Genomic DNA, 13,527 nt, shown 5'->3' on the forward strand with positions numbered 1-13,527 from the left:
AGCGGTGGTGTGCGTCTTCACCGGGCGCCCTCGGGCGTCTCGGCGGCGAGTTGGTCGCGGAGCACGCGGAGCTGCGCGGCGAACTCGGGCAGGCGGGCGAGGAGTGCGTCAGCGCCCGCGACGTCGAGTTCGCAGGCACCGCCCGGCCAGCCGTGCCCGTCCTCGGCCCATACGGCGAGGACGGGACGACGGGTCTCGCGGGAGATTTCGGCGGCGACGTGCCAGCCGTTCGGGAAGGTGAGGCGCGCATCCTCCGAGGCCGGAGCGTCGGTGGCGTGAACGATCTTGCGGGTGTGTGCCAGCATGGAGCTGCGTTCCTGTTCTCGCTCGTCGAGCCCCGTCATTGCTTGGTCGTGGTGCCGGGGCTCGGCGTGGATAGGGCGTTAGGCCCGGCTGCTGGTGCTCGAATCACCGACAGCCGGGCCGCTTTCATGCCGCTGGTGCGGCGGGGAGGAGGCTGCGCGGGCAGCCGAGGCGGTCGCGGAGCGCGGCGAGTCCCTTGGGCGTCACGCGGACCTGCCAGGACAGGCGCGGTTCGCCGGTGCGCGGGTGGGTCCATGAGGTGGTCCGCCGCACCAGGCGGCCGGCATCCACCTCGCGCTGGTACGGCTCGCCGTGGGCGTCGATCCACCGGAGCTCCCGCAGCTTGGCGAACAGCCGGTTCTGGCCGATGCGGATGCATCCGTCACGGCTGAGGAGCTGCGCGGCCTCGCGGACGCTGTAGTCGCCGACGGCCTCGGCGGCGAGGGTGTCCCACGCGGCGGCGGAGGGCTCCAGCTCGGCGGCGCGCTGCTCGGCGGCCTCCTGCGCTTCGAGCGCGGCGACCAGGTCGCGGGCGAGTTCCAGCTTGGTCGGCTCCTGCCGGGCCACCGCGTACCGGCCGGTGCGCCGGATCTCGGGCAGCACCTCGTGCGTCACCCAGCGCTTGAAGGCGTGCGCCTCGGGCCGGTGGCTGCGCAGGATGAGCGAGTACAGGCCAGGCTCGTTGATGATCTGGGCCGGGCGCTCCCTGCCGTCGTGGCCACGCACAAAGTGCGTACCAAGATCATCAGCGTCCGGGATGCGGAGCGCATCGGCGACTCGGCTGTACCCGAGCACGGCGCAGACATCAGCGGCGACCCACCAGGGCTCACCGTCTCGGATGACGCTGCGGACGCTGTGACCGGTGTCGGGGAAGGTGTGAACCGCAGGCTGCGGTTCGTCGGGGATACTCAACATGACATCTCCTCTGCACGGCCTCCGGGTGCCTCCGGGGGCCGTCGCGTTTCTGGGGCCGTGACCCCGGCTCACGTGGACGTGAGGACGGTCCGGCGGAGCGGGATCACCCCACCCCCGGCAGGGGTGCAACCGCATGAGGCATGCGGTTCGTGCCCTGTGACCTGCGACGATGCGGCGTGTTGGCACGCGGTTGGCACGGCTGGGGTCTGCGCGGGAACAGTCTCGGCGGCCTCGGGGGCGTAGAGGTAGGCGACCAGGTCCCGGGTCGGGATCTTGATCTTCCGGCCGAGGCGGAGGATGCGGGTCATTGTCCACTCGTTGCGCCGGATCATCGCGTACAGCGTGTCCGGGTCGACGCCGACGATCGCCGCGGTGGTCGGGACGTCCGTGGTCGGGCCGAGCGCTTCGATCTTCTGGCGCGACCAAGCCACAGCCGTCATCACACGGCCTCCGATCGCTCACCGCCACGCAGGTACGCCAGCACCGCGGCACGGTCATACCGCACGAGTCGCGGACCGATCTTGTGCGGCTGCGGCCCGATCTTCCTGCGCGCCCACCGCTTCACCGTGGAGATGTGCACCCCAGCGAGCTCGGCGTACTCACGGCTGGTCATGCCGCCAGCAGCGCTGAGTTCACTGAGATGACGTTTAACACCCAATTCGTCATCTGTATCGATCATGGGCACAAGGGTGCACGTCGGTGTTGTAGGTGTCAAGGAAGGTCGCTATCGTCATCTGAGAAAACGGTCATGAGGGTGAGGAAGGATGCACGTGGACGCAGAAGAGTGGAGGGCGCAGCTCGCCAGAGGTGTTGCGCGGAGGGTCCGGCACTACCGCCTGATGCGAGGGCTGAGCGTCCAGAAGCTCGCGGACATCTGCACCGAGGAATACGGCCTTCCGATCAAGCGCACGGTCTTGGCGAACTTCGAGGCCGGCCGACGGCCCGCGCTGAGCGTGGCAGAGCTCCTGATCTTGGCGCGCATCCTCAGGGTGCCGCCGATCCTGCTCCTGTTCCCGGTGGGCCAAGAGGCCGCGACGGAAGTGCTTCCTGGCACGTCTGTCGACACCTGGTCCGCCTCGAAGTGGTTCACCGGCGAGTCCGAGGAAATCCCAGGCCATAACGAGGAACCGCAGGACACGGAAGCGATCCACTTGTACCGCGAGCACGATCAGGTCGTGGAGGAGTGGCGCGAAGTCCAGCGCAAGATCAAGGCGTTTCTTGGTGCCGTTGGCGAGGAGCTGGAGCGCGCCGAGCCGGGCCCGGAAGCCCTCAACAAGGAGCGGTTGTGGGACGCGGCCGCGACTGAGTTGCGCAACTCCGAGGAGGCGATCCGAGGAGTACGGCGCAGCATCCGCGCCCATGGACTCACTCCTCCCGCCCTCCCGGCCGAGATGGCACGTATCGAACAGAAGGGGGACGGATGAAGCCGTTCAAGGCATGTAGCTGCCGAGACCCGAAGACGAAGCGGCTCCTGGGCAAGAAGTGCCCGGAGCTGTCGAAGAAGGGTCACGGCGGCTGGTACGCGCGGTACGAGGCGCCGAAGTCAGCGGACGGGAAGCGCCGGCAACCGCGCGTCGGCCCGTTCGAGACAGAGCGCGAGTGCAAGGCCGAGCTGGCGAAGGTGCTCGGCACGGCCACCAACCCGAAGGCGCACGAGGAGCGGAACACCACGCTCGGGGCGTACCTCGAGCGCCGCTACGCCTGGCGGAAGGCGGAGGCCGAGACCGGTGAGGGTCTGGCGAAGGGGACGCTGGAGGCCGAGCGCGAGGCGATCGACCTGTACCTGAAGCCCGGCCTCGGGCACATCAAGGTCGTCGATCTCACCGACGAGCACGCCCGCGAGCTGTACGCGGCCATGCGGAAGATCAACAAGCCGGAGGAGAAGGACGACCGGTCCGAGACCTTGCGGCGGCTCGTCGAGGCGCGGGCGACGCGGGATGGCCGGCGGATCCACTCCCGCCCGATCTCCGAGTCCCGCATCAAGCGCGTGCATGCGGTGTTCCACGGCGCCCTGACGGACGCCGTGAAGATCTCGAAGATCCGGACGGACAACCCCGTCTCGGGCCTCTGGCGGTCGAAGGGTGGCAAGCGCAGCAAGGGCCGCGCGAAGCCGCTGCTGTGGACGGCCGAGCGTGTCGAGCAGTGGCAGCGCACGGGCGTCGTCCCGGCGAAGGTCATGGTGTGGACGGCGACGCAGACCGGCAACTTCCTCGACTTCGCCGAGGCGAGCGAGGAGCGGTTGTACCCGGCCTTCCACCTGACCGCGTACTACGGGCCGCGTCGGAGCGAGCTGGTCGGCGCCGAGGACCAGCACCTGAGCCTCGAACGCGGTTGGCTGCACATCCTCCAGGCGCAGGCTGACGACGAGCTCGATGACACCAAGACCGAGGCCGGTTGGCGACAGGTCCCCCTCGACGAGGAGACCGTCCGGGTCCACAAGGCGTGGCGGAAGCGGAAGCTCGAAGAGCGGTTGCAGTGGGGCGAGGCGTACCAGGACTCGGGGCGGGTGTACGTCTACGAGGACGGGGCGGAGCTCAAGCCGGAGTATCTGTCGAGCCGTCACCGGATTCTGATCGAGCGGCACGCCAACATCCGGGAGAAGGCCGGCGAGGGCTGGTCGGTCGAGCGGATCGCGCGGAAGTTCCGGACGACACAGGCCGCGGTGCGCGTGGCGCTGCTGATGCCGCTGCCGCCCATCCGCTTCCACGACCTCCGACACGGCGCGGCGACGATGCTCCTGGCGGCCGGGGTCGACGACAAGTTCGTGAGCGAGGTCCTGGGGCACGCCTCCGTGGCGTTCACCAAGGACGTGTACGCGGTCGTCGCCGAGGAGATGGCGGCGGATGCCACGCGTCGGATCGCGGCGTTCATCCCGCGTGCGAACCGGGCCTCGGGACAGGCCGCAGAAGTGCCCGCTGCACCGCTCTCAGCCGTTGGTGCCATCACCGTGCCATCAGGGGGTTGAAAATGGCCCTGAACGCGACTCAGGGAGTCCAGCCGAAATCAGCCGAACTCCCTGGTCAGTGGGCGGAGGCGGAGGGATTTGAACCCTCGATGGGCTTTAAGACCCAAACCGCATTAGCAGTGCGGCGCCATAGACCGGACTAGGCGACGCCTCCAGCACAACCGCCCGCGCGAGCGCGAGTGGTTCGTGCAGATGATGACACAGTCGAGCGTGCTGTCACCAATCGCCCCCCACGGTACTAGGCAGGCGGGTCGCAGAGCAAAGGGCTTAGCCGCGCGTCCGGCGGGCAACGGCGGGTGCGCAACATCCGGGGGCGTACCGCGTTAGTCAGGTCATGTTGCAGGTCACCCCCCTCACTCCCGCCCGCCCGGGGCTCCGGCGGCTCGCCATCGCCGCCGTGCCTCCCGCCGCGCTCACCGCCCTCGCCGCGGCGCCGGCAGCCGCCGGCGCCCCGCCCGGCACACCGGCCGCTCCTTCCCCTGCAGCACCTCCGCCCGTCCCTGACCGCGGCCGGGACGGTGATCACCTCACCGTCACCGTCCGGGATTCCGGCGGGCGCGCGGACGGGACGTACGAGCTGCGGTGTCATCCGGAGGGCGGCGGTCATCCGGATGTGAGCGGGGCGTGTCGGGTCCTCGACCGGGAGACGCGGTGGGGCGTGGGCGCCTTCGCGCCCGTGCCGTCGGGCAGCGTGTGCACCATGCAGTACGGCGGGCCCGCCACCGCGCACGTCACCGGAACGTGGGCCGGACGCCCCGTCGACGCCACGTTCGACCGCCGCAACGGGTGCGAGATCGCCCGCTGGAACCGGCTCGTGCCGCTGCTGCCGGAGATGCCGTCGGAGGCGGGGCCCAGCGGCACTGCGTAGCGGCTGGTTCCGGCAGCAGGGCCGGTCGGCGGAAGCAGGGGAAACCGGCGGAAACGACAGTGCTGTAAAGGTCTCGCGGAGGGCACGTGCCGTGGGCGTGCACGGGCGGGGGATCCGCACTGGTTCGTCGTCCGTCGGACGTCGCCTCGTCGTGCGAGCTCTCTCTCATCCGGCGTCGCGAGCGCAACCCCAGCCCTTAGACTCCCTCGCGTGACACGTCGCGGGCAGGTTGGCAAGATGGCCCGAGCGGTCGGCAAGGTGCGGTAACAGGGAGGAAGCGTCTCGTGAGCAGCAGGCCATCCCGAGGCGCTGCTCGCCTCGCAGCCATACTCGACGCGCTGCCCGACGCGTTGGTACTGGTCAACGCCAACGGGACCGTCGTCAACGCGAACACCATCGCGCTCGAGGCCTTCGAGGCGCCGGGCACCGCGCTCGTCGGGCGCGGGCTGCTCGATCTGCTGCCGCAGTTCGACTCGAAGCTCATCCCGGGTTCGATGCGGCGGCCCGATCACATCGATCCCCGCGGGCGTACCAAGCCGACCCGGATGATCGCCCGGCGGACGGACGGGAGCGAGTTCCCCGTCGAGGTCACCAGCGCGAATCTGGAAAACGGCCAGCAGGCCTACGACAGTTACGGCTACAGCAGCGACGAGCTGCTCATGCTCGTCGTGCGGGATCTTTCCGGGACCGTCGACACGGAGGCGGAGCTCGCCCGCTCGCAGCGGCAGACGGAGATGATCCTGCGGGCCGCCTCCGAGGGCGTCGTGGGGACCGACACCGACGGGCGGATCGTGCTCGTCAACCCGGCTGCCGCGCAGATACTGGGCTACCGCGCCGGCGAGCTCGGCGGCAAGGAACTGCACCCGCTCTTCCTGCACTCGCGGGCCGACGGCTCGCCCTTCCCGTACGAGGAGTCCCCGCTCGCCGACACCCTGCGTTCCGGGCGCAAGCACCGGGTGCGCGGGCAGGCGCTGTGGTCCAAGAACGGCGACAAGGTGGCCGTCGACCTGACCACCGCACCCGTTCGCGACGGCGACCAGCTGGTCGGCGCCGTGATGACGTTCACCGACCGGCGGCCGTACGACACGCTCGCCGAGGAGAAGGCGGCCGCGGAGAAGCAGCACGCGGAAGAGCTCGAGCGGGTCTCCGAGGAGCATGCCTCCGACCTCACCGCCCTGCGCCAGCAGCACGTCACCGAGCTCGAGGAGCTGCGCGAACGGCACGAGGAGGAGCTGGCGGCCGGTGAGGACCGGTACGCCGCGCTCGCCGAGCGGGAGAAGGACCGGTACGAGGCGCTGGCCGGGCGGCACGATCAGTTGCTGACGCTGCTCGGGGGATCGCTGCGCGGGCCGCTCGACGAGCTGCGCCGCGAGCTGGCGGCGCTGGCCGCGGACGACGCCGGGCAGCTGTGGCCCGAGGCCAACCAGGTGCTGCATCACCTCTCGGCCGGGTACTCGCGGATCACCCAGCTCATCGACAACGTCCTCGGCTATCAGCGGCTGGACGCCGGGACCGAGGACATCACCCGTACGAAGGTCATGCTCGACAGCGTCGTGGCCGCCGGTGTCGACGGGGCCGTCGAGCTCATCGGGCCGGGGCGGATGCAGTTCGCCGTGCACGCGCCGCCCATCGAGGCCGAGGTCGACCCGAAGCTTCTCGCCACCGCCCTCGCGCACCTCGTCGCCGATGTCGCCGGGGTCGACGCGACCGGCAACTCGCCCGTCTCGGCGGGCGGTTACATGGACAACACCGTCGTGGTGGCGGCGGCGCAGCGCGGTGAGGTCGTACGGATCGAGGTGCGCGGCCCGTACGCCGGGGGAGACCCGGTGCACGAGCCGATCGTGCGCGGGATCGTGCGGGCGCACGGTGGTGTGCTGCAGACGCACGAGGTGCCGGGGATGAGCGGCAGTGCGTACGTCCTGGAGGTTCCGCTCGGGGGTGGGGCGGGGGCCGTGTCCGCGCCGGCCGCGCCCGAGGCCGCCGGCGAGGAGGCCGGTTCCGGTTCGTCCGAGCAGACCTCGGGCGGGGGGCGGCGGCGGGCCCGGCGGGCCTCCGTGGACGCCTTCCTGGAGAGCGACGTACCGGGAGCCGGGCCCGAGACGGAGGCGGCCGCGCCCACCGGGCGGCGGCGCAGGCGTGCTGCCGCACCCCAGGCCCTGGAAGCGCCGGTCGAGGCGAGCGAGGTCGCCGGCGGTACGGGGCGCAGGCGCGGGCGGCCGGCCGAGGACGCCGGCGTGGTGGACGGTGCACCGGAGGCCGGGGCAGGCGGTGTTGCCGAGGGTGCCGTCGTCATGGCTGCCGAGCACGCCGCGGGCGCCGCGGCCGTGGGCACGGGGCTGGGCGGGACCGTTCCGCCGCAGGGCGTGCCCGCGCCCGGTGGCGGACGGCGGGCCCGGCGCGCGGCGGGGGAACAGCACGCCCTGCCGCCGGCGCTGCCCGCGGCAGCGGCATCACCGGCCCCGGCCGGCTCAGGTGTCGAGGACCAGCAGCCGACCGGGCAGCGTCGGCGCGCTCTCGCCGCCGCCCAGGAACGTGCCGCCGCGCAGGAAGCAGAGCCGCGTACGGTCTTCGCGCTGCCGCCGGCGGAGGCGGACCGGTCGTCCGGCGAGCAGCAGCCGGCTGCGGTCGCCCAGGTGCCGGGTCAGCCGCAGGCGCAGGCGCAGGCGCAGACGCAGGCCGTGCAGGTTCCGGGGCAGGGCACCCCGGGTGGTGCCGGGTACGCCGACGACCACGGTCGGCACGACGCCGTGCCGCACGACCAGTCCGAGGACCACACGCCGCCCCAGCCGCACCCCGCGAGCGCACCGACGGGCCGACGGCGACGGGCCGTTGCCCAGCCGGCGGAGGCGGCGACCGTGACGTCCCCGCAGGCCATTCCGGCCCAGATGACCCCAGGTCAGGGGAGTCCGGGCCAGGTGACTCCGGCACAGGCGCCCCAGGCTGCAGCTGCAGCCCAGGGTGCTCAAGCAACCCAGACCGCACCCGCCGGCCTGCGCCAAGCCGTGCCTGCACAGCACGCGCCCGCTCAGGCCCCGGTCCCACCCGTTGCCGCGCCGGACGCCCAGCCCGTCGCGCAGCCTCTCCCGGGCCAGGCCGCTCCTGCGCAGAACGGCACGGCACAGGGCCGGCCCCTCCCGCCGAGGCGACCCCCGGGCACGACACCCCGGCCCCGCAGCAGTGGCCCGGCACGGCCGACTCCGACGACACCGCCGCACGGGCGCCCCGGTACCTCCGCAGGGCGCGAGCGCCGCCGTACCGCCGAAACACCGCCGGAAACCCCGTCCCCCGGCCCCGCCCCCGCTCCGCAGCCGACCCCTCAGCCTCAGGCCGCAGCCCGCCCCAGACCCGCCCAACGGCGCAGCCCAACCCGCGCCGCAGACCCCGCCTCCGGCACCCCTCCCCCCAGAGGCGGCTCCCGCACAGCAGGCGCGGGTCGCGCAGCCGCTGCCCGCCGAGGCCGCCGCCGCGCCCGCGGATCCGAACTCCACGCAGGGCCGGGCGATCAGTGTGCGGACGTTGGGGCAGGGTGTGCCGTTCACGCGGCAGGCGGCGCAGGTGCAGCAGCCGTCGGGCGGCGCCACGCCTCCCCCGCAGCAGTCCACCAGCGGAGGACGACGCCGCAAGCTCGGTACGCCGCCGGACCCGGCCGGCGCGCGCCCGGAGCAGTCCGCCCGTCCGCATCCGCCGGCCGAGCAGCCCCCCGTACAGCAGCAGCCGTCCCTTGCGGGGCAGTCCCGGCTCGCCGCGCAGGCGGGGGCTCAGGCCAGTGAGGAGGCCGGACGCTCGTACGCGATAGGCGCACCGGACGAGAACGCCGCCGAGGGACCGGAACCGCTGGACGGTCCGGGCGGAGCCGTCGAGGTCGCCGACACCCCGCGGCTGCAGCCGATGGACGACGAACTGCCGCCCGAGCCGCTGGACAACCCGCGCCGACTGCTGGTCTGGCCCGCGCCGGACATGTCGACCCAGCAGGCGCTCAGCGACCGCGGCTACCGGCCGGTGATCGTGCACTCGCGCGAGGAGGTGGACGCGCAGATCGCCGCGTTCCCGGCGGCGCTGTTCGTCGACCCGCTGACCGGGCCGATCACCCGGACCGCACTGCAGTCGCTGCGGCAGGCCGCCGTGGCCGCCGAGGTGCCGGTCATGGTCACGGCCGGGCTCGGGCAGGCGACGCGCGAGGCGGCGTACGGCGCCGATCCCGCCGTCCTGCTGAAGGCGCTCGCGCCGCGCGACAGCGAGCAGCACCCGCCGCGCGTGCTGCTCATCGAGGAGCACGCGGAGATCGCGCTGGCGCTGACGGCGACGCTGGAGCGGCGCGGGATGCAGGTGGCGCGGGCGGCGAGCGACACGGACGCGGTGACGCTGGCGGGGCAGTTCCGGCCGAACCTGGTTGTGATGGACCTGCTCCAGGTGCACCGGCACCAGGCCGGGATCGTCGACTGGCTGCGCGCGAACGGGCAGCTCAACCGCACCCCGCTGGTCGTCTACACGGCCGCCGTCGACCAGGCCGACCTGCCGCGGCTCGCGTCGGGCGAGACGGTGCTGTTCCTCGCGGAGCGGTCCACCAGCTCCGAGGTGCAGAGCCGGATCGTGGACCTGCTGGCACGGATCGGCACGAACTGAGGCTTGTGGCTCGCCAGAAGCGGGGTCGGTGGCTTCACCGTGCCGTCAGCCGGCGCGCCGCCTCCTTGATCGAGGTGCGCAGGCGGTCGCGGTCGGTGTCGTCGGCGCCGACGACGATGCGCTTGATCTGGGGGACGACGACGGCCCAGTTGGCGAGGGCGGTCAGCAGGAAGAGCAGGTCGGGGGCCGGGATGGCGTCGGTGATGACGCCGCGGTCCTGGCCGTCCCGGACCAGGGCGACCTTGCGGATGTAGTGGTCCTGGCGCTCGGCCTCGTCGGGGAGTTCGGCCGTGCCGTACTCCAGGCCCTCCCAGAAGAGCAGGCGCAGCAGCTCGGGGTGGGCGGCGTGGTAGTCCATCAGGCGGTCGATCCAGCCCTCGATGTCGTCCGGGTCGATGGGGACGGAGATGGCGAGGTCGAGCATCTTCTTCTCGAGGACGTATGCGAACAGCTCCGCCTTGTTGCCGTAGTAGGCATAGATCAGCTGCTTGTTCGCCCTGGCCTCGCTCGCGATGCGGTCGATGCGGGCACCGGCGATCCCGTGGCGGGCGAACTCGGCGACGGCCGCCTCGAAGATGCGGGCCTTGGTGGCCTCGGGGTCCCTGACTGCCATGGGCACAGGGTAGCGGGCAGAAATAACCAACTGTTTGGTTGAGAGGGAATCGATGCGCCTCACAGGCCGTTGACCCGGAAGTCAACCAACCAGTTAGTTGCTAGAGCGGGCTCGAACGAGTCCGACTCGAAGGAGTCCTTCCGCTCATGCCCTCAGCAACCACCGCCGACCAGACGACACCCACTGCCCACCAAGCGACACCGGCCCCCGCAGGGAAGCCCGGTTCCACCGCCCCCGCCCTCTTCCTCACCCTCATCGCCGTCTGCAGCGCGGTCACGGCCGCCAACATCTACCTCGCCGCCCCGCTGCTCTCCCTCATCGCCCGCGACTTCGGCTCGGCCCCCTCGGCCGTGGCGTGGATCGCCTCGGTCGCGCAGTTCGGCTACGCGGTGGGCCTGCTGCTGTTCGCCCCGCTCGGCGACAGCGTCAACCGGCGTCGGCTGGTCACCGGCCTGACCGTGGTCACCACGGCCGCACTGGCCGCCTCCGCCGCCGCCCCCGGCACGGCCGCCCTCGCGGCCGCCGTGTTCGTGACGTCCGCGGCGACCGTCGTCCCGCAGCTTCTCGTCCCGCTGGTCGCCGAGCGCGCCCCGGCCGATCGCCGGGCCCGTCATGTCGCGGCGGTGATAGCGGGACTGTTCGCCGGCATCGTCGCGGCCCGCGTGGTCGGCGGACTGGCCGGTCAGGCGTTCGGCTGGCGGGCGGTGTTCCTGGGCGCGGGCGTGCTCACCCTCGCCCTCGGCCTGGCCACGGCCCTGGTGCTGCCGTCGGAGCGCCGACCGCGTACCGGCGGTCTGTTCTCCGGCATCCCCGCGCTGCCCGGCCTGGTCCGCCGCTCCCCCGACCTGTGGCGGGCGTGCGTGCGGCAGGCGGGAATGTTCGGCGCGTGGAGCGCCCTGTGGACCTCGCTCGCGCTGCTGCTGACAGGGCCGGAGTACGGCCTGTCCACCGCCACCGCCGGGCTCTTCGGCCTCTTCGGGCTCGCGGCCAGCGTGGTGGCTCCGCTGGCGGGCGGTCTGGTGGACCGTTTCGGCGCCGCCAGGGTCGTACGGTCCGCGTATCTGCTCGCCGCCGTCGCCGTGCCGCTGTTCTGGCTGGGCGGGCAGGTGATGTGGGCCCTGTTCGTGGCGGCGGTCGTCATCCACACCGCGCTGGTCGCCTCGCACGTCGCCAACCAGACCCTGGCCCTGACCACCACCTCCACCCCGGCCACCGCCAACACCGCCTACGTGGTCGCCGGCTTCGCGGGCGGCGCCGCCGCGTCCGCCCTCGCCGGCTCCGCCTTCAGCCACTGGGGCTGGGGTGGCGTGTGTGCTGTGGCGGGGTGTGGCTGGTGCTGGGGTGGACGACGACGGCCGTACGACGGTGACCGGCCGCTGCCGCACGACGGTGACCGGCCGCTGTGGCACGCCGGTGGGCGGCCACGGCGCTACAGCGGTGGGCGGCCACGGCAGTATGCCGGTGGGCGGCCACGGCGGTACGGCGGTGCAGGCCGCCGTACCACTGTGGCCGTCACCCGTCAGAGCTGCGTGACGTCCAGCTCCCCCTCCGCGTACTGCCTGCGCAGCACCTTCTTGTCGAACTTTCCGACGCTCGTCTTCGGCACCGCCGGGACGATCGTCCAGCGTTCCGGGAGCTGCCACTTGGCGATCTTTCCCTCGTCGGCGAGGAAGGCCCGCAGTGTCTCGAAGTCGGCGGTGGCGTCCTCCCGCAACACGACGGTGGCCAGCGGGCGTTCGCCCCACTTCTCGTCGGGGACGGCGACGACGGCGGCTTCCGCCACGTCCGGGTGGGACATCAGGGCGTTCTCCAGCTCCACCGACGAGATCCACTCGCCGCCGGACTTGATGACGTCCTTGGCGCGGTCGGTGAGGGTGAGGAAGCCGTCGGGGGAGATCGTGCCGACGTCGCCCGTCTTCAGCCAGCCGTCCTCGCTGAACTTGTCGGCGGGGCGCAGGGGTTCGGCGTCGGGGCCGTTGTAGTAGGCGCCGGCGATCCACGGGCCGCGGACCTCCAGCTCACCGGCGGACTCGCCGTCCCAGGGGAGGCGTTCGCCACCGGGGCCGGTGAGGCGGGCCTCGACGCTCGTCGGGAAGCGGCCCTGGGTGAGCCGGTACGCGAACTCCTCCGCCGTGCCGACCGCGTGGGCCGGCGGGCGGGCGACCGTGCCGAGCGGCGAGGTCTCCGTCATGCCCCAGGCGTGGCAGACCCGCATACCCAGCTTGTCGAACGCCTCCATGAGGGAGGGCGGACAGGCGGAGCCGCCGATGGTGACCTGGGTGAGGGTGGAGACGTCGCGGGGACGGGCGGTCAGCTCGGCGAGCAGGCCCTGCCAGATGGTGGGGACGGCGGCGGCGTGCGTCGGCTTCTCGCGCTCGATCATCTCGGCGAGGGGGGCGGGCTGCAGGAAGCGGTCCGGCATCAGCATGTTGACGCCGGTCATGAAGGTCGCGTGGGGCAGGCCCCAGGCGTTGACATGGAACTGGGGGACCACCACGAGGGAGGTGTCCTGGTCGGTCAGGCCCATCGACTGGGTCATGTTGACCTGCATGGAGTGCAGGTAGACCGAACGGTGGCTGTAGACCACGCCCTTGGGGTCGCCCGTCGTGCCGGAGGTGTAGCACATGGCGGCGGCCTGGCGCTCGTCCAGCTCCGGCCAGTCGTACGCGGTCGGCTTGCCGGCGATCAGGTCCTCGTACTCGTGCACCTGGACGGCCGCGTCGGCGAGCAGCGAGCGGTCACCGGGGCCGGTGACGACGATGTGCTTGACGGTCTTCAGGTGCGGCAGCAGCGGGGCGAGCAGCGGCAGCAGGGAACCGTTGGCGATCACGACCCGGTCGGCGGCGTGGTTGACGATCCAGGCCAGCTGTTCGGGGGGCAGACGGAGGTTGAGGGTGTGCAGGATCGCGCCCATGGAGGGGATCGCGAAGTAGGCCTCGACGTGCTCGGCGTTGTTCCACATCAAAGTGGCGACGCGGTCGTCCGCGGTGACATCGAGGTCGTCGCGCAGCGCGTGCGCCAGCTGGGCCGCGCGGGTGCCGACCTCGGCGAAGGAACGGCGGTGCGGTTCACCCTCGCCGGTCCAGGTGATCACCTGAGACGATCCGTGGATCGTGGATCCATGGGTCAGGATCCTTGAGATCAGCAGCGGTACGTCCTGCATGGTGCTCAGCACGGTTCCTCCCGGGGCGACATTGCCTACGCGGCGGTAAGGTTTGCGCTGATTCTGCGCACGTACCG

At 72.1% G+C, this 13,527-nt stretch carries 9 protein-coding genes, 1 tRNA gene and 2 pseudogenes; 5 read left to right on the forward strand and 7 right to left on the reverse strand.

Features of this window, described 5'->3' with window-relative positions:
- Positions 1-17 precede the first annotated feature (17 nt).
- From StrepF001_RS15025 to StrepF001_RS15040, 4 genes are all read right to left on the reverse strand, one after another.
- Positions 18-344 carry a hypothetical protein gene (locus StrepF001_RS15025; protein ID WP_129798736.1) on the reverse strand — a complete coding sequence of 109 codons (327 nt, stop codon included), beginning with the start codon at positions 342-344 and terminating at the stop codon, positions 18-20.
- Positions 345-429: 85 nt separating this feature from the next.
- Positions 430-1,218: a phage antirepressor KilAC domain-containing protein gene (locus StrepF001_RS15030; RefSeq protein WP_129798737.1), complete on the reverse strand. Its 789-nt coding sequence runs from the start codon at positions 1,216-1,218 to the stop codon at positions 430-432.
- A 68-nt stretch (positions 1,219-1,286) separates the two neighbouring features.
- The gene (locus StrepF001_RS15035; protein WP_129798738.1) at positions 1,287-1,658 is read right to left on the reverse strand and encodes a helix-turn-helix domain-containing protein; all 372 of its coding nucleotides are present in this window, start codon (positions 1,656-1,658) and stop codon (positions 1,287-1,289) included.
- A complete protein-coding gene (locus tag StrepF001_RS15040; protein WP_240797511.1) occupies positions 1,658-1,897 on the reverse strand; it encodes a helix-turn-helix domain-containing protein in 240 nt (79 codons plus the stop codon). Before StrepF001_RS15040 ends, StrepF001_RS15035 begins: the two co-directional genes overlap by 1 nt.
- Positions 1,898-2,057: 160 nt before the next feature.
- Between StrepF001_RS15040 and StrepF001_RS15045 the strand changes: the two genes are divergently transcribed.
- Both StrepF001_RS15045 and StrepF001_RS15050 read left to right on the forward strand, forming a co-directional pair.
- Positions 2,058-2,642 carry a hypothetical protein gene (locus tag StrepF001_RS15045; RefSeq protein WP_206306862.1) on the forward strand — a complete coding sequence of 195 codons (585 nt, stop codon included), beginning with the start codon at positions 2,058-2,060 and terminating at the stop codon, positions 2,640-2,642.
- A complete protein-coding gene (locus tag StrepF001_RS15050; RefSeq protein ID WP_129798740.1) occupies positions 2,639-4,183 on the forward strand; it encodes a site-specific integrase in 1,545 nt (514 codons plus the stop codon). Before StrepF001_RS15045 ends, StrepF001_RS15050 begins: the two co-directional genes overlap by 4 nt.
- 63 nt (positions 4,184-4,246) lie before the next feature.
- On the opposite strand, the gene StrepF001_RS15055 is transcribed toward StrepF001_RS15050, so the two are convergent.
- Positions 4,247-4,337: transfer RNA gene (locus StrepF001_RS15055), tRNA-Ser, on the reverse strand.
- A gap of 180 nt (positions 4,338-4,517) precedes the next feature.
- On the opposite strand from StrepF001_RS15055, the gene StrepF001_RS15060 reads away from it, so the two are divergent.
- Together StrepF001_RS15060 and StrepF001_RS15065 are read left to right on the forward strand one after the other, a co-directional pair.
- Positions 4,518-5,051, forward strand: a complete 534-nt coding sequence (locus StrepF001_RS15060) for an SSI family serine proteinase inhibitor (RefSeq protein WP_129798741.1) — start codon at positions 4,518-4,520, stop codon at positions 5,049-5,051.
- A 350-nt stretch (positions 5,052-5,401) separates the two neighbouring features.
- Positions 5,402-9,674: pseudogene (locus StrepF001_RS15065) on the forward strand (PAS domain-containing protein).
- A gap of 34 nt (positions 9,675-9,708) precedes the next feature.
- Here StrepF001_RS15065 and StrepF001_RS15075 read toward each other — a convergent pair.
- On the reverse strand, positions 9,709-10,287 hold the full coding sequence (locus StrepF001_RS15075; protein WP_129798742.1) for a TetR family transcriptional regulator: 579 nt from the start codon (positions 10,285-10,287) through the stop codon (positions 9,709-9,711).
- 146 nt (positions 10,288-10,433) lie between these two features.
- On the opposite strand from StrepF001_RS15075, the pseudogene StrepF001_RS15080 reads away from it, so the two are divergent.
- Positions 10,434-11,656: pseudogene (locus tag StrepF001_RS15080) on the forward strand (MFS transporter).
- A gap of 150 nt (positions 11,657-11,806) precedes the next feature.
- On the opposite strand, the gene StrepF001_RS15085 reads toward StrepF001_RS15080, so the two are convergent.
- A complete protein-coding gene (locus tag StrepF001_RS15085; RefSeq protein ID WP_129798743.1) occupies positions 11,807-13,462 on the reverse strand; it encodes a long-chain fatty acid--CoA ligase in 1,656 nt (551 codons plus the stop codon).
- Positions 13,463-13,527 lie beyond the last annotated feature (65 nt).

The sequence above is a fragment of the Streptomyces sp. F001 genome (assembly GCF_004187715.1).
Classification (GTDB): domain Bacteria; phylum Actinomycetota; class Actinomycetes; order Streptomycetales; family Streptomycetaceae; genus Streptomyces; species Streptomyces flavusporus.